Origin of the sequence: Pseudomonas saudimassiliensis, from assembly GCF_000939975.1 — a bacterium.
GTDB lineage: Bacteria > Pseudomonadota > Gammaproteobacteria > Pseudomonadales > Pseudomonadaceae > Halopseudomonas > Halopseudomonas saudimassiliensis.
Window position 1 is genome coordinate 2471596 of the sequence record NZ_LK391969.1, and the last position, 25608, is coordinate 2497203.

Genomic DNA, 25608 nt, shown 5'->3' on the forward strand with positions numbered 1-25608 from the left:
ACGGCTTGACGCCTCGTGCAGTCATTTTTTGAGAAGCTTCTTTATCTTTTCGTACAGACTGGCCTTAGCAGGTGAGCTTTTTACCTTGTTAGAGAGCCAGCTGAACTCGTCTTCCTTGCCGTTTCGTCGGGCAGAGGCCAGCAGGTCGAGGACAAAGGTTTTTTCTCCTCTCTTGGTGATGTCGATGATCCCGACGTCCTCGGGCTCGAATGCCCTGTTCAGGAATACGTCGGGAATTTCACCCGTCTCGGTATAAAACATCGCTTTGGTTCTAACGCATTTCGAGCACACGCCACAGTTGTGGGGGCGAGACTCGTAGTCCTTGCAAAAGGAGACCGTATGTAACGCTTGTGGGTGGCTATCCATCTTCAGGAGACTACCGGCTTTTTGCGAACGATCCACGTCGTTATCAAGCGTCTGCACGAAGAAGTGGCCGCTGGTGAATAACTTGTTGGTGATGTGATTCGTGCCCCAGGGGGCAATTACAAACTCCAGGGGCAAGCTACAGTCTGATGCTATAGCGCCCGATTGATATTGATCTTCAAAGAGAAACAGGTTGCCGAACAGATGAAACCCATGGCTTATCCCACCGCCGATCCCGTATTGGCTCATTACCTCCGCTGCGTTTGATCGTACAAAGTAGTGTGAGCCGGTGACCTCCGAGGTCAGAGGACGCGTCTTCTCGATAAGCTCCTGGAACCGATTGGTATCCTTGGTCTTATAATCCATGCCGTGGACCGTCAATAGTGAAACGGGCTTTTTCGGAATGATGAAGTTCTTGAACAGAGAATAACTGGAATCAAGTCCCCCGGAGAACAACATCAAAGTGGAGTCACGGTTCGCCGCGCCAGGAAGTTCACTGGTTTCCCTGGCGCTTATGCTTATTGTCGAGAAAAGCGTAGGTAGCCACTTAGACCAGATGTCTACCAGTATATGGGCATTATGTAATGCCAGTGGCGAGACGGTACCCTCGATATGCAAGTCGCGGCCCGTTGCCATAGCTATTGGCAGCGTTAACCACAGCGCAAAGTTACTCGAGACATCCAGCGCGTGCTCCCGCCCCTCTACGTCAAGTTTGATCTCGAATTCATCCGATGTGGCACGCGCTGAAAACTGATCAATAGAAGGGATGATGATTAGCGGCTTCATGATGTCACCATTCGTTTCAAGGTGCGGAAAATGCCAGGACGGTCCATAGAGATCGTCTCGGCGGAGTAGGTTTGGTAGCGCGTGAACAGGGCTTGTTCTATATCGAGAACATCGTTTTGTCCAGACAGTGGCATGACGCCCACTACCGAATTCAGGTCACTGACATAGCCCTTTATCTGCTGGCGAACGCAGGACTTTATCTTGTCCGGGCCAACCCCTGCCTTGAGCATGTCGTCTGCCGTGGCCGGATGCTTAGGCGGATAATGATGTATGTTTTCTATGAACAAGCCGGCGTTAAGGCAGGGCGCTTTGCTCACTGGGGACTTGTAGGTCAAGATCAGGCATACACCCAGGGGCCTGGGTCCCAGCCCAGCCCGATGAAGTAGGGACGCCGCAACATAATTTTCAGCAGTCCGACGTATGACATGTTTTGAGTAAACTGCACGCCATTCTTCAACCGAATAGGTTTCATTGTGTAGAACGGCATGCCCATGTTCCAACGCTGATCTGTCCGGAGCGGTTCGGTGGCAACAATGGAGGAAACCATTACTGGTGTGGAACAACTTGAGTTCCAGTTCAGGGATATAGAAAGCCCAGGCGCCCATTTCAGCACGGTAGGTCTTGCCGTCGAGTATGATCCGCTTCCGCTTGAGTTGAGCGCTCTTGAACAGGGTTACTGGAGGTGCATCAATTCTGCTAGACATGTTCATCCCTGATAGTCGACGTGGTGCCATTTTACCATCATGACGATGCCGGGAGAATCTGTAGCGCAGCATTAAACACGCTCCGGCATCGACGGTCAGAGACTCAGAACGGTAATTTTTTCAGTAGCTTTTTCAGGCGCGGTTTGGATTTGGGCTTGGGCTTGCGCTTGATCTGTTTCTCAAGCCACTCGAACTCTCGGGCTTTGTCATTGCGACGTGCCGATGCCAGGAGATCAAGTACCAAGGCCCGTTCGCCACGGCGGGAGAGGTCGATTTCCGCCAAGTCGGTAGGTTTAAACGAGCGTTCCGCAAAGATGTCAGGAATCGCCCCGGTTTCGGTATAGAACATGGCTTTGGTCCGGATGCACTTCGAGCACATCCCGCAGTTCTCAGGCCGTGACTGGCGATTCTTGCAAAAAGTCAGCGCTGCCAGTGCATGCTCTTTGCCGTCCAGAGCGAGAAGCTTGCCAACCTTTTCTGCCCGGTCGATATCGCTATCCAGTGTTTTGATATGGAATCGCTCGCTTGAGAACATTGGATTGGTTAAGTGATTGGTGCCCCACGGAGAAATAATGAAGTCCAGGGTGGGCGTGCAATCGGCAGCAATGGCGCCGCAGGTATAGTCATCCTCGAAAAGGAACAGATTCCCGAACAGATGAAACCCGTGACCAATGCCGCCGTTTATACCGAACTTGCTCATGACATCGGCCGCATTGGACTTGATGAAGTAATGCTTGCCTCTTATTTGAGTGGTCAGTGGCTTTATTTTGTTCTTGAGCTTTTCGAATCTATTTTGATCGGTGGTCTGGTAATCCATGCCATGTATGGTCAGCAACGAAACAGGAGTTGATGTGTTGATATAATTCTTGAGCAGGGAATATGTCGAGTCGACGCCGCCGGAGTAGAGCATCAAGTCATGGCCGAAAGACGGGTCGTTGCCTGGGCAAATTATTTCCGCAGCGCTGATCTGGATAGGATGGAATAGGGCAGGCATCCATCTGGACCATATGTCGACCAGATTTTGCGCATTGGCCAGTGCGGCGGCAGATACCGGGCCGCTGATATGGAGATTACGGGCTGCTGCCATGGCAATCGGCAGACTGAGCCAGAGGGCGAAGTTGCGCGTGCGGGGTGACGCTGACACTTTTCCCTCTATGGCAATATTGATTTCGAAAAGCTCGGATGAAACGCGGACCAAAGGTCCGTCTATTGTCGTAATGACAGTAAGTGTGCTTGCGTTGGCTGGCATGTTGGCTCACTTGGCCGGAGTTTCGGTTTATCTCTTTCCACTAAAAAACATGCGTTTGCATTCGGTTCGTTCCATGAAACGGTGCTTCGCGGTGCGATAAGCTTCGCTGAAATCAGGGTCTTCCCACGCGGGAGGGTCCAGAATCGAACGGACCAGCGCGTCGTATTCTGCCTCCGAGATATGCGCTTCAACGCCGGATCGGTAGAACATGCCGTACACCATGCCGGTCATTGCCATGGTATTGGCGGGCTCGCCGAAATAACAGTGCTCGAAATCGATGATGGAGAGCTGATGAGGCGCTGCCGCATCCACCATCAGATTTTCCAGGCGCGGATCCATATGATAAATGGAACAGCGGTGCAGGCCCGACAGCACGCGCAACCCGCCATCGATGATCGAGGCTTTTTTCTCTGGGTTGGACTTTACATAGTGGGCCGCATTTTCCTGTCCAACCATGTTTTCGAATATCAGGCCTGCTCTGCGGGTCATGCCCATTCTGGTATACAGGAAATAGCCGACAAGACGAGGGGCCGGCACCGGGAAATCCGCCAGGCGTATATTGTTTTCCAGCTCTTTCAGATAGTAATCGAAAGATTTGGCCATGCCGAGGCTGATGCGCATTTGTTTGCTGAGGCTTTTTATCTTGCTCAGTTTAAGAAAGTGGGTGCGGCTCTTGCTGATGTAGGTCGATTTTCTGGTTTTGCCAGGCAGTGGAGTCTGCGCAAACGCGGTGATTTCACCAAGATGCTGTGGGTCTAGGGGGAAACCTGTCTTGATGAGCAGGTTTTCATGGCGATACGCATGCGGAAACCTGCTTTTATATTTAAGGTGAATCATATTCCGGTTCCTGTCTGGCAGACTTGCCCCGCCAGCCTAAGGTTGTCATCTGGGTCTGGAAAACATAAAAAGCGTGCCGATTTGCGGGTTCACCATCGCCCAATCTTGTTCATATCTCAACAAATGGCGGTAATTCCGATCCCGCATTCGGCGGGGTAGCGGCCGGCCAATGCAGCGCATATCCGATATGTCGATCAAGCCCAGTTCGTTCTCTGGAGTAAGTACGATGTTGCCCATATGCAGGGACCGGAAATAGACCCCCAGATCATGGAGATGCGTGATGAATTCGGCCAGACGGGCAAACAGTTCCAGTTGGTCAAGGCCTGGATCGTCGGTCAGCAATTGGCGTAAGGTCATTCCGGGGAGCGGCTCGTAATGCACCACCGAACGGTAGGGATCCGCCAACTGGTAAAGTTGCACCACGGTTGGACAGGGTACGCCCAGGCGTTTGAGTTCTGTTGCGTTATCGGCAAAGCGTTTTGCCGGCGGGTAGAACGCCGTTTTCGAAAACCAGCTTTTACGCCGGAACAGCTTCAAAAAAGTACCATCAGTAAGCCGAAGGACCTTGTCCCCATGGGCATCCGTCTCGAGGACCTCGGCCCCCGCGCGCCACTTCTCGTAATCCTCTCGGCTAAGATGTTGCATCGACACGTTCCTGAAACAAAACGGTAGTTTACCGGAAATGCCAGTATTCCACCTCTCGCTCATCGTTGGCTGCCCGCGGCTATTATCGTTCCCCCGGTAGGGAGGGCGGTAGCATCGAGTAATCTGTGGCCTGTGATAAACTCCCGGCCTGATTCACCTACGCGATGACCTTATGTCGGAATTGAAGAAAGAAAGCTTTGCTCGATCCAGTATCCGTATCTACACGCGGTTGCTCGGTTACGTGAAACCCTACTGGGCACCGTTCGCCGTCAGCATCTTTGGATTCATGATCTTCGCCTCCAGCCAGCCAGCCATGGCCTGGATGCTGAAGTATTTCGTCGATGGCTTGAACGCAGGGGCAGACGGCGAGTTTTTCGGGATACCGCTGCTCTGGGGGTTCCCCTTGTTCATCATTCTGGTGGCGGTCTACCAGGGTATAGGTTCCTTTCTGGGCAACTACTATATCGCCAAGGTCTCGCTCGGTGTGGTCCATGACCTGCGCACGGCCCTGTTCGACAATCTGCTGACCCTGCCCAATCGCTACTTCGACAATAATAACTCAGGGCATCTGGTGTCCCGGGTGACCTTCAACGTGACCATGGTCACCGGGGCCGCGACCGACGCGATCAAGGTGGTGTTCCGAGAAGGCATGACGGTGATCTTCCTGTTCGGTTATCTGCTCTGGATGAACTGGAAGCTGACCCTGGTGTTGATGGCGGTGCTGCCGCTGATCGGGCTGATGGTCAACAGCACCAGCAAGAAATTCCGCAAGCAGAGCAAGAAGATCCAGACGGCCATGGGCGATGTGACCCATGTGACGTCGGAAACCATCACGGGCTACCGCGTAGTGCGCAGTTTCGGCGGCGAGACCTACGAGAGCGAGCGCTTCCACAAGGCCAGCCAGAACAATCGCTTGCGCGGACTGAAGATGGTGCGTACGGGTGCGGTATTCACTCCCACGCTGCAGCTGGCCACCTATGGCGCGATGGCCGGGGTGATGTTCCTGGTGCTGTTCCTGCGCGGCGACGCCACGGCGGGTGATCTGGTGTCCTATATCACCGCCGCAGGTCTGCTGCCCAAGCCGATCCGCCAGCTGTCCGAGGTCAGTGCCAATATCCAGAAGGGTATAGCCGCGGCCGAGAGTATCTTCGAACAGCTGGACGAAGAGCCCGAGCGGGATACCGGTACGGTAGAGCGCGACCGGATCTCCGGCCGTATCGAGGTCAACAATCTGTCGTTCCGCTATCCGGGTACGGACAAGGCGGTGCTGCAGAACATCAGCTTCACCGTCGAGCCGGGCCAGATGGTGGCGCTGGTGGGGCGGTCGGGCAGCGGCAAGTCGACCCTGGCCAATCTGATTCCCCGTTTCTACGTCCATGATGAGGGTCAGATTCTCCTCGACGGTACTCCCGTGGAAGACTACCGGCTGCGCAACCTGCGCCGGCAGATCGCCCTGGTGACCCAGCACGTGACCCTGTTCAATGACACCGTCGCGAACAACATCGCCTACGGTGATCTGGCCGGGGCGCCGCGCGAGGCCGTCATCGAGGCGGCGGAGGCCGCCTACGCCCGTGAGTTCATCGATCAATTACCCCAGGGCTTCGACACTCTGGTCGGCGAAAACGGCGTGCTGTTGTCCGGCGGTCAGCGCCAGCGTCTGGCGATCGCCCGCGCGTTGCTGCGTGATGCGCCCATATTGATTCTCGACGAGGCGACCTCGGCGCTGGATACCGAGTCTGAGCGGCACATCCAGGCTGCACTCGACCGCGTGATGGAAGGCCGCACCGCCCTGGTGATCGCCCATCGCCTGTCGACCATCGAGAAGGCCGATATCATCATGGTCATGGACCAGGGGCGGATCGTTGAACGCGGCAGTCACGCCGAGCTGATGGCCCAGAATGGCTATTATGCCCGGCTGCACAGCATGCAGTTCCAGGACGACAAGCCGCTCGTCTAACCCATTTACCAACCGACAGGTCGGAACCAATACAAGTGAGTGACGCAATGAAACTGACCATGCCCCGTTTTGATTCCGCGCCGGTTCTGGTGGTGGGTGACGTGATGCTGGATCGCTACTGGCACGGGCCGACCCACCGTATCTCGCCCGAAGCTCCGGTGCCGGTGGTCAAGGTGGACCAGATCGAGGACCGTCCCGGTGGGGCGGGCAACGTGGCGCTCAACGTCGCTGCGCTGGGCGCGCCGGCCTGGCTGGTTGGCGTGACCGGTAACGACGAGGCCGCTGCCACCCTGCAGCAGCGGCTTAACGCTGCGGGTGTCTATTGCGCCTTCCAGGCCCATCCCGAGCAGCCGACCATCACCAAGCTGCGGGTCATGAGTCGCCACCAGCAACTGTTGCGGGTGGATTTCGAGGAGCCCTTTGCCACCGACGGCCAGGCCGTGCTGGAAAGCGTCGAGGGGTTGCTGGACAAGGTGAAGGTGGTGGTGCTGTCCGATTACGGCAAGGGCGCGCTGGTCAACCACCAGGCGCTGATCCAGGCGGCGCGTGCGCGCAACCTGCCGGTACTGGCCGACCCCAAGGGCAAGGACTTCTCCATCTATCGCGGCGCCACGCTGATCACCCCGAATCTGTCCGAGTTCGAGGCGGTGGTGGGTGTCTGTGTGACCGAGCAGGAGCTGGTTGACAAGGGCCTGGCGCTGATCGAGGAACTGGACCTAGAAGCACTGTTGGTCACCCGCAGCGAGCAGGGGATGACGCTGCTGCGCCGGGGCGAAGCGGCATTGCATCTGCCGGCGCGGGCGCGGGAAGTGTTCGATGTGACCGGTGCGGGCGATACGGTGATCTCCACCGTGGCCACCGCGCTGGCTGCCGGCGAGCCGCTGCCCAATGCGGTAGGGCTGGCCAACCTGGCCGCGGGCATTGTCATCGGCAAGCTGGGTACCGCAGCCATCAGCGCGCCGGAACTGCGGCGTGCAGTGCAGCTGGAACAGGGTGCTGGGCTGGGCGTGCTGTCGATTGATCAACTGCTGGTAGCGGTTGAGGATGCCCGCGCCCACGGCGAGCGTATTGTCTTCACCAATGGCTGTTTCGATATCATCCATGCTGGCCATGTGGGCTATCTGGAGGAGGCACGCAGCCAGGGCGACCGGCTGATCGTGGCCATCAACGATGATGCCTCGGTAACCCGTCTCAAGGGCCCGGGCCGGCCGATCAATACAGTGGAGCGGCGCATGGCGGTGCTCGCCGGGTTGGGTGCGGTGGACTGGGTTGTCAGCTTCGCCGAGGACACTCCCGAAGAGTTGCTGCGCCAGCTGCGCCCGGATGTATTGGTCAAGGGTGGCGACTACGGCATCGACCAGGTCGTGGGTGCCCCCATCGTCCAGGCCTATGGCGGCGATGTGAAGGTGCTCAAGTTCGTCGATAGCTGCTCAACCACGGCAATCGTCGAGAAGATCCGGGAGCAGGGGAGCGGCGAGGCTGCTTCCTGAGTCTGAATTCAGACTTGAGGCCTGCTGGGGCGCCGCTGGCCGGGATGGAACCCGGCCTTCCCAGGTGCGTCTTACGCGCCGCCCGCTAACTTCTCGCTCACACCGCTACCGCCGCCTCACGGCCTGAACGCGTTACGCGCGTGGCAATACATCTTCCCTGCGGCGCTACCGCCATTGCACTTGCTGCCAAACCACTGCTTGGCGGCCTTGCGGCAGTTGCGATAATCGATTGATCCGGTGCGATGGTTGCTGCACACGCTGGCAAAGTCCAACAGGGTGCCGTCGTGTTCGTAGTACATGCGGTATTCCGTCTCGTCGCCGCGAGCGTCGATCCAGATCACCTTCTCCGTTTCATCTTTCACGCGGCGAGCCGTAGCAGGCTTGCCTTTGCGCGGCTGCGTCGTTACCGGACTGACGATATTGATGTGGCGGCTCGGTGTGTAGTTGCGATCGCTGAAGCTGGTCTGCCGTTCGGCTCCGGATTTGGTGGCCTGGGCGAGGGTTGATATCAACAGCGCGACGCTGATCAGCAGAACGGATAGGGCGCGACTGAGTCCGGTTCGGGTGTGGCTGGCATCCATGATTAGCCCCGGCAGGAATTGAATTCAGCGCGGAGCATATCAAGGATGGCGGTCAGGCCAAGTGCAGGGTTCACATTCTCGGGCGAGGAGGGGCAGCAGTGGCCGATTTTGTGAACCAGGGCCGATCAAAGCGCTCCCGCAGGGCTTCATCCCGGCGGGAGCGGGGTGGCGGCTGGGTTTAGCCTGCGGCGCGCATATGACCGAATTCCTCGAGGTTCAGGTGCCATTCAACGGCTTCGCGCAGCAGATGGGGCGTGTGGCCGCCCTTGGCGCAGGCACGCTCGAAGTAGTCGTTCAACGCATCGCGATAGTCCGGGTGCACGCAGTTGTCGATGATGACCCGGGCCCGCTCGCGGGGCGCCAGGCCGCGCAGGTCCGCCAGGCCCTGTTCGGTGACCAGGATATCCACGTCATGCTCGGTATGATCGACATGGCTGACCATGGGTACCACGCTGGAGATGGCGCCGCCCTTGGCGATGGACTTGGTGACGAAGATGGCCAGGTTGGCGTTGCGGGCGAAGTCGCCGGAGCCGCCGATACCGTTCATCATCCTGGTGCCGCCAACGTGGGTCGAGTTGACGTTGCCGTAGATGTCGAATTCCAGCGCGGTATTGATGGCGATGATGCCCAGGCGCCGGACGATCTCCGGGTGGTTGGACATTTCCTGGGTACGCATCACCAGCTTGTCCTTGTACTGCTCCAGGTTACCGAAGACCCGCTCGTTGCAGCGCCCGGACAGGGTGATGGAGCAGCCCGAGGCCAGCGTCATCTTGCCGGCGTCGATCAGCTCGAAGGTGCAGTCTTGCAGCACCTCGGAATACATCACCAGGTCCTCGAAGGAGGAGTTGATGAAGCCGCACATGACTGCGTTGGCGATGCTGCCGATACCCGCCTGCAGCGGACCGAGGTTGGCCGGCAGGCGCCCGGCGGCCACTTCCCGCTCGAAGAACGCGATCAGGTGATCGGCGATGCCCTGGGTCTCGTCATCCGGCGGGGTAACCGTGGAGTAGGAGTCCGGCTGGTTGGTGATGACGATGGCGGCGATCTTTGCCGGGTCGATCGGGATGGCCGTGCTGCCCATGCGCTGGCCGGGGGCGACCAGGGGAATTGGCGTGCGGGTCGGACGATAGGTCGGGATATAGATGTCGTGCAACCCTTCCAGGTTCGGGTTGTGCGCCAGGTTGATCTCGACCACAACCTGCTTGGCGAAGATGGCGAAACTGGCGGAGTTGCCTACCGAGGTGGTCGGTACGATATGACCTTCCTCGGTGATGGCCACGGCCTCGATGATGGCGATGTCGGGCAGTTTCAACTGGTGGTTGCGCATCTGCTCGACGGTGTCGGACAGGTGCTGGTCGATGAACATGACATCACCCTGGTTGATTGCCTTGCGCAGGGTTGCGTCCACCTGGAAGGGCATGCGCCGGGCCAGCACGCCGGCCTCGGTCAGGTGCTTGTCCAGGTCGTTACCCAGGCTGGCACCGGTCAGCAGGCTGATCTTCAATGGGTGCTCCCGGGCGCGCTCGACCAGCGCCAACGGAACAGCCTTGGCTTCCCCGGCGCGGGTGAAACCACTCATGCCGACGGTCATGCCGTCTTCAATCAACAGGGCAGCTTCTGCCGCGCCCATGACCTTGTCATGCAGCGCCGGCATGCGAATACGATCTTCGTACATGGAGAGATTCCAGTGGGGTGATTACGAACAGCGGGCAGTCTAGGGAAGAGCGGGCCGGGGGTGCGACCCGACCATGGTCTAAGGCGCGGCAGAGGTGCTCGGCCAGGCGCAGTGTTCGTCGGCCACCACCCAGCCGGTCTGGTGGGCGAAAGCCTCGCTGAGATATACCTGGTTGGGCTGCTGCGCTACCAGCTCGCCCTTGATCAGAGTGAACAGCTGACCGTTGAATTCGCCATCGACCAGTTCGGCGAGATACAGGTCGGGATGCTGCCAGTCCAGCTCGGCTTGCAGTTGCCCACTCTGCGGGTCCAGCGACTCATCGGCATGCAAGGCGCTGAGGTCGGCGCAGCGTGGCACACTCAGGTGCATGTGGTATACCAGCTGCAGCGAGTTGGTGGGCAGGTGGACGTAGGCGCGGGGGCGTTCCAGCAGGTTCAGTTCGCGGCATAACACTGCCCGGGCGGCGCCCTGGTGGGGGCTCAGGTGGAACCAGCGGTTGGGGTCGGTGGGCAGGGTGTCAGCGTAGGGAGTGGGCAGCCAGATTTCCTGATAGCGCCCGGGCAACCATCCCTGGCCGGTTTCCAGCAGTAGCTCTTCGGCCAGCTCGGTCATCAGGGTCAGCAGCGGCAATCGCAGCTCATGGGCCGGGACGTAGCCGGACAGCAGCTTCAGTACCTCATCGCCGCGGTCGGGCCGCTGCTGGCGGACCAGCAGGCGGAAGTCGCGTTGTTGCCAATGAAAGGTGATATCTGCGGATACGCCGAGATTGGCGAGCGTCAGCTCGAACTGCGTCGGATCGTCCACCTGGATGGGTTGGCGCAGCTGGAGCATCTGCTCGAAGCTGAGCGGGTCGCCGACCGGCGTATACCGGAGCAGCTCCGGTCCGGCCTGCACCTGGATGGCCTGGGTCTTGAAGATCACCGGGTTGTGGCGGGCAATGATAATGGCCATGCGTCCCCTCGTCACGAATGGGGCCGCGCTCGCTGTGGGTCAGCGCGGCCGGGCTGAAACGCCGCTGGGTGCGGCCTGCTGCAGGATAGTTGCTACGGTGGCAACATTCTGCGCCAGGTGCACCGGATTGATGGTGCCGATGATAGCGCTGCCCACCGCCGGGTGGCTGAATACCAGTTCGAAGCCGGCCCGGACGGGATCTTCCCCCTGCAGACAGATATGACCACTGGCGAGGGCCTTTTTCACCAGAATTCCCTTGTCCTGTGACAGCGCATAGTCGAGAACCGGACGTTCGGTCTGCTCACGCAGGTTCCAGGTCACCATGGCACAGTCGCCCTCGGCCAGGGCCTGCAGGCCGCCGTCGACCGTCTTGCCGGAAAACCCGAAGGCGCGAATCAGCCCTTCCTGCTTCAATTGCTGGAGAGCGGGGTAGACCTCATCCGCCAGCACGGTCAGGTCATCGCCATTGGAATGCACCAGCACCAGGTCCAGGTAGTCGGTATGCAGGCGCTGCAGCGACCGTTCCACCGAATGGCGCGTGTGCCGGGCGCTGAAGTCGAAGTGGGATTCCCCGTTCTCGAACTCCTCGCCGACCTTGGTGCACAGCACCCATTCCTGACGCTGGCCGCGCAGCAGCGGCCCCAGGCGCTGCTCGCTGATGCCGTAGGCGGGTGCGGTGTCCAGCAGGTTGATGCCCAAGTCACGGGACTGGGCGAGCAGCTCGCGCACCTGCTGGTCGTCTGGCAGCTCGAAGCCGCTGGGGTATTTGACCCCCTGGTTGCGGCCGATCTTGACGGTGCCCAGGCCCAGCGGGGAGACCGTCAGGCCGGTGCGGCCAAGGGGACGGTGGAAGCTGTGCAGGTTATGCATGGAACAGGGTATCCCAGACCGGTGTGGCGATCGCAGGCGGTGGCAGGTCATTCGCTGGCTGCGGCAATTCCGGCTGGACCGCCTGGCGGGCCAGCTCGGCGAGGGCCTGGTCGCTGAGATCCGGGGCCAGGGCCAGCTTGGTGGGCCAGCAGATCAGCGCGTTGCCGACGGCCTGGAGATAGGCATTGTCCGGGCGCACCAGGCCGCTCTGGGCCGGCTCGGCGCGGGTAACCGGCAGGGTCGCCCACTCACAGTCCCGCAGATCGACCCAGGGCAACAACTCCTGCAGCTCCTGGCGCGCCCGCTGGATCAACTGGTCGGCGGGCATGTCGGTGCCCTGTTCAGCCAGGTCGCCGCCCAGGTACCAGCACCATTGACCGTCGCTGCAAGGATGGGTGGTGACGGTGATGCGGGGCTTGGGGCTACTGCCCAGGCAGTGGGCGTAGAGCGCCGGCAGGTTCGGTCCCTTGACCAGGACCATCTGCAAGGGGCGGCGCTGCATGGCCGGCTGCAGGATGCCAGCGCCCTGCAACAATGCCTCGTTGCCCTCACCAGCGGTCAATACGTAGCGGCGGGCGATGATGGGCTGGTCGCCCACCTGCACGGCGGTAACGCCCTCGCTGCCGCCAGCGATCCGTACCGGGCCGCTGATCAGACTGTCGCCGCCCAGCTCTGCCAATCGCCGCACGACATCGGGCACATCGAGTACCAGCTCAGACAAGCGGTAGACCTTGCCCTTGAACGCCGGGTTGGCGAACACTGCCGGTAGTTCCGACCCCTTGACGCTATCGACCCGGCCGCGCAGGGCCTTGCTGGCGAAAAAGCCCGCCAGGTTGCTGATCAGGTTGCCCGGCGACCACAGATAATGGTGCGCTGACAGCACTCGCACATCGCGCAGGTCCAGTTCACCGCTCCCGGCAAGGCAGGCGCGCCAACGATCGGGCATGCCGGCAATGGCTTCCGCCGCGGTGGTCAGCTTGCCATGCAAGGCATACTTGGTGCCGCCGTGGATGATGCCTTGGGATTTGCTGCTCTGGCCGCCGCCCAGGGCGTGGGGTTCGACCAGCAGGGTGCTGTAACCCTGCTGGCGCAGCCGCGCGTTGAGCCAGAGGCCGGCGATGCCGCCGCCCAGAATACAGATATCGGTGTGCAGGGGTGTGCTCATGGGCTCCGCGGATGTCGAGGGATGAATGACCGGTTTTTGCCCGCGTAGTATAGCCATTGGCGGGGAGGCAGGTCACTTCTGCTACCCTATGCCGCGTTTATGCCGCTCGACCGGTCTGGAGAAGGGAATGCCGCGTTTTCTGTACAGTCTGATCTTTACCCTGTGTCTGCCGCTGATCCTGGCGCGGCTGCTGTACCGCGCCTGGCGCGCGCCGGCCTACGCGCGGCGCTGGCGCGAGCGGTTTGCTCTCGGTGGGGACCTGCGCCCAGGCGGCATCTGGGTGCATGCGGTGTCGGTGGGGGAATCCATCGCCGCGGCGCCCATGGTACGCGAACTGCGCCAGCGGCATCCGCAGCTGCCCATCACCATCACCTGCATGACGCCGACCGGCTCTGAGCAGATCCGCAAGCTGTTCGGCCAGGATGTCGGTCACGCCTATCTGCCCTACGATCTGCCCTGGTTGCAGCGGCGCCTGATCCGCCGGCTGCGGCCGCGCATCGTCATCATCATGGAAACCGAGCTGTGGCCGAATCTGGTGGCCGAATGCAAGCGGGCACAGGTGCCGGTGGTGTTGGCCAATGGTCGGCTGTCGGCACGCTCGGCGCGGGGTTATCAGCGGGTAGCCGCCCTGGTGCGGCCCATGTTCGCCGCGCTGGACTGGGCTGCGGTGCAGACTGCGGCGGAGGCCGAGCGCTTCCGCGCCCTGGGCGTTACCGATCCCGCGCTCACGGTGACCGGCAGCATCAAGTTCGACCTCAAGCCGGGAGCCGAGTTGCTGGACACGGCCCAGCAGTGGCGCACGCAGTGGGGCGAGCGCCCGGTGTGGATCGCCGCCAGCACCCACCAGGGTGAAGACGAGGTGGTACTGGCGGCCCATCGGCAGATTCTGCAACGGCACCCGGCCGCGCTGCTGATCCTGGTGCCCCGCCATCCCGAGCGGTTCGATGCCGTCGCCCGCCAGATCGAAGCGGCGGGGCTGACGATGGTGCGGCGCAGCGCGGGCAGCATGCCAGCTCCCACCGATCAGGTGCTGCTGGGCGACACCATGGGCGAGTTGATGCAGTTCTATGCCTGCGGCGATGTGGCCTTTGTCGGCGGCTCGCTGATCGCCGGTGGCGGGCATAACTACCTGGAGCCCGCCGCGCTCGGTCTGCCGGTCCTGTCGGGGCCGCATCGGTTCAATTTTGCCGAGATCAGCGAGCTGCTGGAGCAGGCTGGCGCCCTGGTCGAGGTGGCGGACGCAATGGCGATGGCGGAACGGGTAGCCGGCTGGCTGACAGACCGACCCGCGGCCCGGCAGGCCGGCGAAGCCGGGCAGGCGGTGGTCAGGGCCAACCAGGGTGCGTTGGAGCGGTTAGTGCAGGGGATTGGCCGGTTGTTGGGGCAATAGCGGAGTGGGTTTGTAACATCCTGCCTGCTGGTAGCGGCTGTCCTGCGGCCAGCGATCGCCGCCAGGTGGCGCCTCCTACAATCCGTCTATTTCCTGTAGGAGGCGCCACCTGGCGGCGATTGGCGCCCAAGGGGCGCCCTGGGGTTAGTGCGCTAGAAAGACGTACGCATCCGGCGCTGGAGCTCATCTTCCTCGGCGCGCGGCGGCTGGTTGCCGATGGTCATGCGTTGCATTTCCGCCTCGGTGAATGGCGGGATGAAATCGCGGTCTGGATAGTAATCGGCCTTCAGCCAGGTGGAGAGGTCTTCCAGGTCCTGTGGGCTGAGGGTGCCGGCGGCCTGCTTGAGGTTGAGGTTGTCGATTATGTAGTTGTAGCGGGCGTCGTTATAGTCGCGCACGGCCCGGTACAGGTTGCGCTGGGCATCCAGCACGTCCACCACGTTACGGGTGCCTACCTCGTAACCGGCCTGGGTTGCATCCACAGCCGCCTTGGAGGAGATGATCGACTGCCGGCGGGCTTCCACTTCATCCACGCTGGAGGTCACTGTGCGGAACAGGTTTCGGGTGCGTTCGACAACGCGGCGCAATTCCGCTTCGCTGCTCTGTTCGGCCTGGGTCAGGCGGAAATTGGATTCGCGGACCCGGGAGCTAGTCCCACCGCCGGTGAACAGCGGCAGGGTCATCTCCACGCCGAACTGGGTCAGTTCGCTATCCCCGGCACCCGCACCCACACCCAATCCTGCCCCGGCGCCTGGACCGCCCAGTCGCGGGCCACCGTAGCTGTCGCTGTAGCGGACAAAGGCATCGACCGCGGGCGCGTATCCAGCTCTGCTGCTGCGTAGCGTTTCGTCGGCGGCCGTGATGGCCAGGCGCGAGGCCTGCAGCGTCAGGTTCTGCGCGGCGGCGGTTTCCACCCACTCCTGCATGACGGCCGGCGTCGGCGCGAGGATGGGCAGGTTGTGGCTCATGCCAAGCAGATCGGTATGGTCGCGATTGGTCAGACGGGTCAGGGCCTGGTAGCTCACATCCAGGTTGGTCGTCGCGGTAATCCGGGTGGCCCTGGCGGTGTCGAAACCGGCCATGGCTTCCAGCACATCGGTCCTGGCGGACAGGCCGACCTCAAAGCGCTCGCGGGCCTGCTCCAGCTGGCGCTCGAAGGCGGCTTCCTCGGCGCGGGCGGTGGCCAGGTTATCGGACGCGCGCAGCACGTTGAAATAGGCTTCGGCCACCTCGAGGATCAACTGCTGCTGGGTTGCGGAAAACTCCACCCGGGCCTGTTCGCTGAGAGACTTGGACGCCTGGTAGTTGAACCAGCGATCAGCGCGAAACAGCGGCTGCGTCAGGCTGGCCTGGTAGTAATGGGTAGAGTAGCTGTCCGACCCCACCCCTTCGATGTCAACCCGCTCCCGCGCCACGCCAGCACCCAGGCCGATCTGCGGCAGTAACTGCGCGCGCGCCTGGGGCAGGGCTTCCTGGCGGGCGAGGGCATCGGCTTGTGCAGCGGCAAGATCAGCGCTGTTGAGCAGGGCTTCCTGGTAGATCGTCAGCAGGTCGGATTTAGCCAGGGCCGGGCCGGAGAGTCCGGCCAGCACGATGGCAACATACAGGGCGCGCAGCATGCAGAGGTCCTTCGCATGGGGGTAGAAGTCAATCCGCCAAGGCTAAAGAGGTGCGGGGCACCGGTCAAGTAAGGCAAGCGGTTATTGGACCGAAACTTGCTGTCCATAATCGGACGTTCTAAGCTGCGAGCTCATCTTGACGGGGTGCCGGCTTTTTTTGCCGGCTGAGACGACACCCGTTGAACCTGATCCGGTTAGTACCGGCGTAGGAATCGAGATGCGCAGTCCTGCATTACCCCGTCCCGGGGTGGTGGCCCTGTGCCGCTTCGGTTCCCTGTTTTTACCTGACAGTGGAGCACAATAATGACCAGCCGTTTGCCTGATACCGCCATCGCCACCTCCGGCGCCGATGGTGCCGCCACCCAGCCTTTGCCCAATTCCCGCAAGATCTACGTCACCGGCTCGCGGCCGGACATTCGCGTACCCATGCGCGAGATCAGCCTGGCCGACACCCGCACCGACCAGGGCGTGGAGAAGAATCCACCCGTGCTGGTCTATGACACGTCCGGCCCTTATACCGACCCAGCGGTGTCGATCGACCTGCGCGCTGGTCTGGCGGATGTGCGCAGCGCCTGGATCGATGAGCGGGGCGATACCGAGATCCTGCCCGGTCTGAGTTCCGCCTTCGGCAATGCCCGTCTGGCCGACCCCACCCTGGAACATATGCGCTTCGCCCATGTACGCACGCCACGCCGCGCCAAGGCCGGCCGCAACGTGACCCAGATGCACTACGCGCGAAAGGGCATCATTACCCCGGAGATGGAATTTGTCGCCATCCGCGAGAACATGAAGTTGCAGGAGGCGCGCGCGGCAGGTCTGCTGACCGACCAGCATCCCGGCCACAGTTTCGGCGCCAGTATCCCCCGGGAAATCACCCCCGAGTTCGTCCGCCAGGAAGTAGCCCGGGGCAGGGCCATCATTCCAGCCAATATCAACCACACCGAGCTGGAGCCAATGATCATCGGCCGCAATTTCCTGGTGAAGATCAACGGTAATATCGGCAACTCGGCGCTTGGCTCCTCCATCGAGGAGGAAGTCGAGAAAATGACCTGGGGCATCCGCTGGGGCTCGGATACGGTGATGGACCTGTCCACCGGCAAGAACATCCACGAAACCCGGGAGTGGATCATCCGCAACTCGCCGGTGCCGATTGGCACCGTGCCCATCTACCAGGCACTGGAGAAGGTCGATGGGGTTGCCGAGGACCTGAGCTGGGAAATCTTCTGCGACACCTTGATCGAGCAGGCCGAGCAGGGCGTGGATTACTTCACCATCCACGCCGGGGTGCTGCTGCGCTATGTACCGCTGACCGCCAACCGGGTGACCGGCATTGTCTCGCGGGGCGGCTCGATCATGGCCAAGTGGTGCCTGGCGCACCACCAGGAGAACTTCCTCTACACCCATTTTGCGGACATCTGCGAGATCATGCAGGCCTATGACGTGTCCTTCAGCCTCGGCGACGGCCTGCGTCCCGGCTCGATTGCTGATGCCAACGACGCGGCGCAGTTCGGCGAGCTGGAAACCCTCGGCGAGCTGACGAAGATTGCCTGGCAGCATGACGTGCAGTGCATGATCGAAGGCCCCGGTCACGTGCCCATGCACCTGATCAAGGAGAACATGGACAAGCAGCTGGAATGCTGTGACGAGGCGCCTTTCTATACCCTGGGACCACTGACCACGGATATCGCGCCGGGCTACGACCACATCACCAGCGGCATCGGCGCGGCCATGATCGGCTGGTTCGGCTGCGCCATGCTCTGCTATGTCACGCCCAAGGAGCACCTCGGGCTGCCCAACCGGGATGATGTGAAGACCGGCATCATTACCTACAAGATTGCCGCCCATGCTGCCGACCTCGCAAAAGGCCACCCTGGAGCGCAGATCAGGGACAATGCGCTGTCCAAGGCGCGCTTTGAATTCCGCTGGGAAGACCAGTTCAACCTCGGCCTGGATCCGGACACCGCCCGCGCCTTCCACGACGAGACCCTGCCCAAGGAGTCGGCCAAGGTGGCGCACTTCTGCTCCATGTGCGGGCCCAAGTTCTGCTCGATGAAGATCACCCAGGAAGTACGCGACTATGCCGCGGCCCAGCGTATTGCCACGGTGGATGTGGCGGTGGCGGAGGGCATGCAGGCCAAGTCCGCTGAATTTCGCCAGACCGGGTCGCAGTTGTATCAGAAGGTCTAACGTCCGACGGCGCTCATCAACGCGTCCGTCCTCACCTGCCAGCGGTAGCCTGTGCTACCGCTGGTCTAGACGGCACTCGCTTCGCCTCTGTCTGGGGGCTGACCCCTTGCCTCAGCCCGCTGGGTTATGCGAGGTTAAAGCTGTTACTCCGGTCTGCGGGGTGTTTTGTCAGGGGTTACCATTTGAGTGATTTCAATCAGCAGGATGTAGAGATCCTGCAGCGCGAGCCGGGTTTCCGCGGGTTCTACCGACTGGATGTGCTGACCCTGCGCCACCGTCTGTTTGCCGGCGGCTGGGGGCCGGAGCTGCGTCGGGAGCTGTTCGTGCGCCCGGATGCGGTGTGCGTGCTGCCCTACGACCCCTGGCTGGATGCGGTGGTGCTGGTCGAGCAGATCCGTGTTGGCGCGCTGGGCAAGCGGGCCAACCCCTGGATGCTGGAATTGGTCGCCGGTCTGTTCGATGAGGGCGAGCAAGCCGAGCAGGTTGCCCATCGCGAAGCGCAGGAGGAAGCAGGGCTGACGCTGCTGGAGCTGACGCCAATCACCCGTTACTTCCCGTCGCCTGGCGGCAGTGATGAGCAGGTTTACCTGTACTGCGCCACGGTGGACAGCCGCGGCGCGGGCGGTCTGCACGGATTGGCCGAGGAGGGCGAGGATATTCGGGTCAGTGTCTGGCCACGCAGCGAGGCCATGGCCGCCCTGGCGGACGGTCGCATCGACAATGCCGCCAGCATCATCGCCCTGCAGTGGTTGGAACTGTATGGGCAGCGCCTGCGCGAGCAGGCGGGGCCACAACCATGATGGCCCTGCGCAAGCCCCGCTACCGGGTGGATCTGTCGTCGCTGCAGGCGGTCTGTGAGGCCAACTTCTACCGTCTGCGCCAATTGATGCCGGACATGGCGGAAACGGACGAGAGTCATATCGTGCTTGACGCTGCCGGCGAGCCGCAGCGCCTGGTGCTGCAGGTGCTTGAGCGTTGCCCTTACACCACGACCCTGCGCCTGCGCCATGAAAAGCAGCATCAATGGCTGACGCCGCCGAGCATGGAGGTGCGCCTGTATCACGATGCGCGCATGGCCGAGGTGACCGTGGTGCATCAACGCCGCCGCTTTCGCAGCGTCTATCCCTATCCCAACGAGCAGATGTTGCAGCCGGACGAGAAATTCCAGCTCAATCAGTTTCTCGGTGAGTGGCTCGGCTATTGTCATCGTCATGGACAGAGCGCCCAACCGGTGTTGATCAACCGCTGAGCCGGGCGTATCCCCGCATGGTATAAATCTCTGGTCCGACCAGTTTTTATGTGTCCCAACGCATGTTTCTGCCTTCCGCGCCGGTGCAGCGCTGGATTGTCCGGCGGTCTGTTGCCATCATGGCGGGGGATCGCAGGGGCTTCGCTCGCTCTCTGCGAACGCGTAGTCCACCGATCAGAGAGCACCGCCGATGCCGCCATCCGCCACGACCACCGCCACAGCTGCTATCCAGGTGGTTCAGCTGACTGACAGCCATCTTTATGCCAGTTCGGCCCAGCAGTTGCTGGGCCTGGACACCCTCGCTTCGTTGAATGCGGTAATTGATCAGCTGCTGGGCGAAGTTGCGCCAGTCGATCTGGTATTGGCGACCGGCGATATTACCCAGGATGGCGAGGAACCGGCGTACCAGCGCTTCATTGAGGCGGTGGCGCGGGTGCCGGCGCCCTGTTACTGGATACCGGGCAATCATGATGACGCCGCCCGTATGGGCGATATCGGCGAGCGCCACGGCCTCAATCGGGCCTGGGTGGATGTCGGCGCCTGGCGTATCGTCCTGCTGGACTCCAGTGTGCCCGGCTCGGTGGCCGGCCACCTGAACGATGATCAGTTGGCACGGCTGGATGAGGCGCTGGCCGGGGCGGGCGAGCGGTATGTGATGGTCTGCCTGCATCACCATCCGGTGCCCATCGGCAGCGCCTGGATGGAGCCGCTGGGGCTGGACAATCATGCCCAACTGTTCACCCGGCTGGATGCCGACCCGCGGGTGCGGGTGGTGCTCTGGGGGCACATCCATCAGCCGTTGGATCAGCAGCGCGGCCATCTTCGGCTGCTGGCGTCGCCATCGACCTGCGTGCAGTTTGCGGTGGGCAGCGCCGATTTCGCCACCGACGCCCAACCGCCCGGCTATCGCTGGTTGCGGTTGCATGCCGACGGCACTGTGGAGACGGCGGTGTCGCGCTTGCCCGACGGCTGTTTTCTGCCCGCCGATGGCGCTTCCGGCTATTAGCCGCGGGGGCTTCACCGGCGTGCACTGGCTGCCTGCCCTCGGCACAGATAGGATACTATGCTGATCTGCCCCGGCGGGACGCCGTGCCCGCCCTGAATGACCAAGGAAACCCAGACACCCTATGTCCCAATCGTCCTACAACGCCGATGATATTGAAGTTCTCAGCGGCCTGGACCCGGTGCGCCGCCGCCCGGGCATGTACACCGACACCACCCGCCCCAACCACCTCGCCCAGGAAGTTATCGACAACAGTGTCGACGAGGCCCTGGCCGGGCACGCCCGTACGGTCACGGTCATCCTGCACCAGGACAACGCGCTGGAAGTGATCGACGATGGCCGCGGTATGCCGGTGGATATCCACCCCGAAGAAGGGGTATCCGGGGTCGAGCTGATTCTTACGCGGCTGCATGCCGGCGGCAAATTCTCCGGCAAGAACTACCAGTTTTCCGGCGGCCTGCACGGGGTGGGCATCTCCGTGGTCAACGCGCTGTCGCTGCGCCTGGAAGTACGGGTGCGCCGTGATGGCCAGGAATACGCCATTACCTTCGAGCATGGCGACAAGGTCAGCGAACTGGAGGTTGTCGGTACGGTCGGCAAGCGCAACACGGGTACTACGGTAAAATTCTGGCCCGACGGCAAATACTTCGATACGCCCAAGTTCAATATCAATCGCCTGCTGCACCTGCTCAAGGCCAAGGCCGTGCTGTGCCCGGGCCTGCGGGTCGAATTCGATGATCGCCAGTCTGGCGAGAAGACCAGCTGGTTCTATGAAGATGGCCTGCGCGATTACCTGGTGGACGCCTGCGCCCAGTGGCCGACGCTCCCCGAGGCGCCCTTCACTGGTGCGCTGGCGTCCAGCAAGGAAGCGGTCGATTGGGCCTTGTTCTGGCTGCCCGAAGGCGGCGAGCTGGTGCAGGAAAGCTACGTCAACCTGATCCCCACGGCCCAGGGCGGCACCCACGTCAACGGTCTGCGCTCCGGTTTGTTGGAGGCCATCCGCGAGTTCTGCGAATTCCGCAACCTTCTGCCCCGCGGGGTGAAGTTGGCGCCGGAGGATATCTGGGAGCGGGTCGGTTACGTGCTCTCGGTGAAGATGGCCGAGCCGCAGTTTTCCGGACAGACCAAGGAGCGGCTGTCGTCGCGCGAATCCGCCTCCTTTGTCTCCGGCGTCATCAAGGACGCCTTCAGCCTGTGGCTGAACCAGCACGCCGACATCGGCCAGCAGATCGCCGAGATGGCCATCGACCATGCCAGTCGTCGGCTCAAGGCCAGCAAGAAGATCGAGCGCAAGCGCATTACCCAGGGGCCGGCGCTGCCAGGCAAGCTGGCCGATTGCGCCGGCCAGGACAGCCGTCGTTCGGAGCTGTTCCTGGTGGAAGGGGATTCGGCCGGTGGCAGTGCCAAGCAGGCCCGGGACAAGGAATTCCAGGCGATCATGCCGCTGCGCGGCAAGATCCTGAACACCTGGGAGGTGGACTCCGGCCAGGTGCTGGCCTCCCAGGAAGTCCACAACATCGCCATTGCCATCGGTGTGGACCCGGGCTCGCCGGACCTGTCCCAACTGCGCTACGGCAAGATCTGCATCCTGGCCGACGCCGACTCCGATGGACTGCATATCGCCACGCTGCTGTGCGCGCTGTTCGTTCGGCATTTCCGCCCGCTGGTGGAGGCCGGCCACGTGTTCGTCGCCATGCCGCCGCTGTATCGCATCGATATCGGCAAGGAAGTGTTCTACGCCCTGGATGATGCGGAGAAGAGCGGCATCATCGATCGCATCGAGGCCGAAGGCAAACGCGGCAAGGTGCAGGTGACCCGCTTCAAGGGCCTCGGTGAAATGAATCCGCTGCAATTGCGTGAAACCACCATGGCGCCGGATACCCGCCGTCTGGTGCAGCTCACCATCGACGATTTCCAGGGTACCGAAGCGCTGATGGACATGCTGCTGGCGAAGAAGCGCGCCGGTGACCGCAAGCAGTGGCTGGAAAGCAAGGGCAACCTGGCCGAGGTACTGATCTGATGGCAGGCGGTCGTCGATGAACCCGCCCCCGGACCGCCGGCTCGGCACCATCATGATGGTGCTGGCCTGGGTCGCCGGGCTGGCGCTGGCGGCCCAGTGGTTTGCCGGCATGGAGGAGCGGCGGCGCAATCCAAACCAGGCGCCGGTGTCGCTGCATCGCGGCGATACCGTGGAAGTGCACCTGGAGCGCAACCGTCAGGGCCATTATCTGGCCGAGGGTCGTATCAACGGCCAGCCAGTGACCTTCCTGCTGGATACCGGGGCCACCTTCGTGGCGGTGCCTGCCACCCTTGCCGAGCGGCTGAACCTGCCCCGCGGCCGACCGATGATGGTCAATACCGCCAATGGCCTGACCGAGAGCTGGAGCACCCGTATCGACACCCTGCAGCTGGGCGATATCCAGCTGCGGGATGTCAGCGCCGGCATAGTACCGGGCATCCTCGGCGACGAGGTGTTACTGGGCATGAGCGCCCTGAAGCAGCTGGACTTCAGCCAGCAGGGCGGCGAACTGATTTTGCGTCAAACCCTGGGCGGCACCGAATAAAGACCTGACGGCCTCGTCAGCATCATTCGGTCCCCCTCACCAATTAGAGAGCAAGTATGAGTGACAGTCTGGATCTGAGCCTGGAAGGCGTTGAGCGCCGCTCACTGTCGTCGTTTACCGAAGAAGCCTATCTGAACTACTCCATGTACGTGATCATGGATCGCGCGCTGCCGCATATCGGCGACGGGCTCAAGCCGGTACAGCGGCGCATCGTCTACGCCATGAGCGAGCTGGGGCTGTCGGCCCTGTCCAAGCACAAGAAATCCGCGCGCACCGTGGGCGACGTGCTGGGCAAATACCACCCCCATGGCGACTCGGCCTGTTACGAGGCCATGGTGCTGATGGCGCAGCCGTTCTCCTACCGCTACCCGCTGGTCGACGGCCAGGGCAACTGGGGCGCGCCGGATGATCCCAAGTCCTTTGCCGCCATGCGTTACACCGAAGCCCGGCTGGCCCGCTACAGCGAGGTGTTGCTGAGCGAGCTGGGGCAGGGCACCGTGGACTGGCAACCGAACTTCGACGGCACCATGGAAGAACCCATGGTGCTGCCGGCGCGCCTGCCGAACCTGCTGCTCAACGGCACCACCGGCATCGCCGTAGGCATGGCCACCGACATTCCGCCGCATAACCTGCGCGAAGTGGCGGCGGCCTGTGTGCGCCTGCTGGACGAGCCGGGCGCCGGTCTGGATGAATTGATGGAGCATATCCAGGGCCCGGACTTCCCGACCGAAGCGGAAATCATCACGCCGCGCCGGGAGCTGCTGAATCTCTACGCCACCGGCCGCGGGTCGGTGCGTTGTCGCGCGGTCTGGACGCGGGAGGATGGCGATATCGTCATTACCGCGCTGCCGCACCAGGTCTCCGGCGCCCGGGTGATGGAGCAGATCGCCGCGCAGATGCAGGCCAAGAAGCTGCCGCTGGTGGCCGACCTGCGCGATGAATCCGACCATGAAAACCCCACCCGCATGGTCATCGTGCCGCGCTCCAACCGGGTGGACGCCGATGAGCTGATGCAGCACCTGTTCGCCACCACGGACCTGGAGAACAGTTACCGGGTCAACATGAACGTGATCGGCACCGACGGCCGCCCGGCGGTCAAGGATCTGCGCGGTCTGCTCGGCGAATGGCTGGGCTTCCGCATCACCACCGTGCGTCGCCGCCTGCAGTTCCGCCTGGACAAGGTACTGGCGCGACTGCACCTGTTGGACGGCCTGCTGGTGGCCTTCCTCAATCTGGATGAGGTGATCGAGATCATCCGTAATGAGGAACACCCGAAGGCCGAGCTCATGACCCGCTTTGCCCTGAGCGAGCTGCAGGCCGATTACATCCTCGACACCCGTCTGCGCCAGCTGGCGCGGCTGGAGGAAATGAAGATCCGCGGTGAGCAGGATGCTCTGGCCAAGGAGCGCGACCAGCTGCAGAAGGTGCTGGGTAGCGAGAAGCTGCTGCGCAAGACGGTACGGGGCGAGCTGATTGCCGACGCCGAGACCTATGGTGACGATCGGCGCTCGCCGCTGGTCGAGCGCCAGGAAGCCCGGGCCCTGTCGGAAACCGACCTGGTGCCCTCCGAAGCGGTAACCGTGGTGTTGTCGGACAAGGGCTGGGTACGCTGCGCCAAGGGGCATGAGGTCGATGGCGCGGCGCTGTCCTACAGGGCCGGGGACAGCTTCCTGGCCCAGGCCAGTGGCCGCTCCAACCAGCAGGCGGTATTCCTCGATTCCAGCGGGCGCAGCTATTCCTTGATGGCGCACAGCCTGCCCTCGGCCCGGGGGCAGGGCGAGCCGCTGACCGGCCGCCTGAGCCCGCCGCCCGGCGCGGAATTTGTCGGCGTGCTGCTGCCGGAGGACCAGCAGCTCTACCTGCTGGCGTCCGACGCCGGTTACGGCTTTGTGGTGCAGGGCGCCGATCTGCAGGCCAAGAACAAGAACGGCAAGGCGTTGCTGAGCCTGCCTGAAGGCAGCCGGGTGATTACGCCGGTGCCGGTCAACCAGCGTGACAGCGATCAGGTGATCGCCATTTCCAACGAGGGGCGTTTGCTGGTGTTCCCGCTGAAGGACCTGCCCCAGCTGCCGAAGGGCAAGGGCAACAAGATCCTGTCGATCCCATCGGCACGGGTGAAGAGTCGGGAAGAGTACCTGCTGGCGCTGGCGCTGCTGCCCGAGGGGGCCAGTGCGGTGCTGACGGCCGGGAAGCGGACCCTGACCCTGAAACCGGCCGACCTGGAGCATTACCGCGGCGAGCGTGGCCGGCGCGGCAATAAATTGCCCCGGGGCTTCCAGAAGGTGGATGGATTGAAGATAGAGGGCTAAGCGCCGAGCTGGCG

General features: G+C 62.1%; 21 protein-coding genes and 1 riboswitch. Of the genes, 10 read left to right on the top strand and 11 right to left on the bottom strand.

Going from position 1 to position 25608, the window contains the following annotated elements; translation table 11 throughout:
- Window positions 1-21 precede the first annotated feature (21 nt).
- The 5 genes from VG99_RS11375 to VG99_RS11400 are packed head-to-tail and all read right to left on the bottom strand — an operon-like array spanning window position 22 to window position 4584.
- A complete protein-coding gene (locus VG99_RS11375; protein ID WP_044500059.1) occupies window positions 22-1149 on the bottom strand; it encodes a hypothetical protein in 1128 nt (375 codons plus the stop codon).
- Window positions 1146-1925 carry a hypothetical protein gene (locus VG99_RS16125; RefSeq protein WP_158023918.1) on the bottom strand — a complete coding sequence of 260 codons (780 nt, stop codon included), beginning with the start codon at window positions 1923-1925 and terminating at the stop codon, window positions 1146-1148. Before VG99_RS16125 ends, VG99_RS11375 begins: the two co-directional genes overlap by 4 nt.
- 31 nt (window positions 1926-1956) lie before the next feature.
- Window positions 1957-3102, bottom strand: coding sequence for a hypothetical protein (locus tag VG99_RS11390; RefSeq protein WP_044500064.1), 1146 nt, complete (start codon window positions 3100-3102; stop codon window positions 1957-1959).
- Window positions 3103-3129: 27 nt separating this feature from the next.
- Window positions 3130-3939 (bottom strand): BUD32 family EKC/KEOPS complex subunit, encoded by an 810-nt coding sequence (locus VG99_RS11395; RefSeq protein ID WP_082050035.1) that lies wholly within the window; start codon window positions 3937-3939, stop codon window positions 3130-3132.
- A gap of 45 nt (window positions 3940-3984) precedes the next feature.
- Window positions 3985-4584 carry a lipopolysaccharide kinase InaA family protein gene (locus VG99_RS11400; protein WP_044500066.1) on the bottom strand — a complete coding sequence of 200 codons (600 nt, stop codon included), beginning with the start codon at window positions 4582-4584 and terminating at the stop codon, window positions 3985-3987.
- A gap of 172 nt (window positions 4585-4756) precedes the next feature.
- Between VG99_RS11400 and msbA the strand changes: the two genes are divergently transcribed.
- Entirely contained in the window at window positions 4757-6541 is a 1785-nt protein-coding gene (msbA, locus tag VG99_RS11405) for a lipid A export permease/ATP-binding protein MsbA (RefSeq protein ID WP_044500067.1), read from the top strand.
- A gap of 47 nt (window positions 6542-6588) precedes the next feature.
- Window positions 6589-8031: a bifunctional D-glycero-beta-D-manno-heptose-7-phosphate kinase/D-glycero-beta-D-manno-heptose 1-phosphate adenylyltransferase HldE gene (gene hldE, locus VG99_RS11410; protein ID WP_044500068.1), complete on the top strand. Its 1443-nt coding sequence runs from the start codon at window positions 6589-6591 to the stop codon at window positions 8029-8031.
- A 116-nt stretch (window positions 8032-8147) separates the two neighbouring features.
- On the opposite strand, the gene VG99_RS11415 is transcribed toward hldE, so the two are convergent.
- From VG99_RS11415 to VG99_RS11435, 5 genes are all read right to left on the bottom strand, one after another.
- On the bottom strand, window positions 8148-8612 hold the full coding sequence (locus tag VG99_RS11415; RefSeq protein ID WP_044500069.1) for a hypothetical protein: 465 nt from the start codon (window positions 8610-8612) through the stop codon (window positions 8148-8150).
- A 178-nt stretch (window positions 8613-8790) separates the two neighbouring features.
- Window positions 8791-10287 carry an acetyl-CoA hydrolase/transferase family protein gene (locus VG99_RS11420; RefSeq protein ID WP_044500070.1) on the bottom strand — a complete coding sequence of 499 codons (1497 nt, stop codon included), beginning with the start codon at window positions 10285-10287 and terminating at the stop codon, window positions 8791-8793.
- 78 nt (window positions 10288-10365) lie between these two features.
- On the bottom strand, window positions 10366-11238 hold the full coding sequence (locus VG99_RS11425; RefSeq protein WP_044500072.1) for a hypothetical protein: 873 nt from the start codon (window positions 11236-11238) through the stop codon (window positions 10366-10368).
- A 39-nt stretch (window positions 11239-11277) separates the two neighbouring features.
- Entirely contained in the window at window positions 11278-12108 is an 831-nt protein-coding gene (locus VG99_RS11430) for an aldo/keto reductase (RefSeq protein ID WP_044500073.1), read from the bottom strand.
- Entirely contained in the window at window positions 12101-13273 is a 1173-nt protein-coding gene (locus tag VG99_RS11435) for an NAD(P)/FAD-dependent oxidoreductase (protein WP_044500074.1), read from the bottom strand. The genes VG99_RS11430 and VG99_RS11435 overlap by 8 nt, the downstream gene beginning before the upstream one ends.
- Before the next feature lie 127 nt (window positions 13274-13400).
- Here VG99_RS11435 and waaA point away from each other — a divergent pair, with 127 nt between their 5' ends.
- Complete coding sequence (gene waaA / locus VG99_RS11440; protein WP_044500076.1) at window positions 13401-14663, top strand: lipid IV(A) 3-deoxy-D-manno-octulosonic acid transferase; 1263 nt, start codon at window positions 13401-13403, stop codon at window positions 14661-14663.
- Between the two features lie 152 nt (window positions 14664-14815).
- On the opposite strand, the gene VG99_RS11445 is transcribed toward waaA, so the two are convergent.
- The gene (locus VG99_RS11445) at window positions 14816-16282 is read right to left on the bottom strand and encodes a TolC family outer membrane protein (protein ID WP_076939752.1); all 1467 of its coding nucleotides are present in this window, start codon (window positions 16280-16282) and stop codon (window positions 14816-14818) included.
- 130 nt (window positions 16283-16412) lie between these two features.
- Window positions 16413-16511: riboswitch (TPP riboswitch) on the top strand.
- 74 nt (window positions 16512-16585) lie between these two features.
- Between VG99_RS11445 and thiC the strand changes: the two genes are divergently transcribed.
- From thiC to parC, 7 genes are all read left to right on the top strand, one after another.
- Window positions 16586-18469, top strand: a complete 1884-nt coding sequence (gene thiC, locus VG99_RS11450; protein ID WP_044500077.1) for a phosphomethylpyrimidine synthase ThiC — start codon at window positions 16586-16588, stop codon at window positions 18467-18469.
- Between the two features lie 182 nt (window positions 18470-18651).
- A complete protein-coding gene (locus VG99_RS11455; protein ID WP_044500078.1) occupies window positions 18652-19269 on the top strand; it encodes an NUDIX domain-containing protein in 618 nt (205 codons plus the stop codon).
- A complete protein-coding gene (locus tag VG99_RS11460; RefSeq protein ID WP_044501612.1) occupies window positions 19269-19718 on the top strand; it encodes a DUF1249 domain-containing protein in 450 nt (149 codons plus the stop codon). The genes VG99_RS11455 and VG99_RS11460 overlap by 1 nt, the downstream gene beginning before the upstream one ends.
- Window positions 19719-19908: 190 nt before the next feature.
- Entirely contained in the window at window positions 19909-20724 is an 816-nt protein-coding gene (gene cpdA, locus VG99_RS11465; RefSeq protein WP_044500079.1) for a 3',5'-cyclic-AMP phosphodiesterase, read from the top strand.
- A gap of 121 nt (window positions 20725-20845) precedes the next feature.
- Window positions 20846-22741: a DNA topoisomerase IV subunit B gene (gene parE / locus VG99_RS11470; RefSeq protein ID WP_044500080.1), complete on the top strand. Its 1896-nt coding sequence runs from the start codon at window positions 20846-20848 to the stop codon at window positions 22739-22741.
- Between the two features lie 16 nt (window positions 22742-22757).
- The gene (locus tag VG99_RS11475) at window positions 22758-23285 is read left to right on the top strand and encodes a retropepsin-like aspartic protease family protein (protein ID WP_044500081.1); all 528 of its coding nucleotides are present in this window, start codon (window positions 22758-22760) and stop codon (window positions 23283-23285) included.
- A gap of 56 nt (window positions 23286-23341) precedes the next feature.
- Window positions 23342-25594, top strand: coding sequence for a DNA topoisomerase IV subunit A (parC, locus tag VG99_RS11480; RefSeq protein WP_044500082.1), 2253 nt, complete (start codon window positions 23342-23344; stop codon window positions 25592-25594).
- Window positions 25595-25608 lie beyond the last annotated feature (14 nt).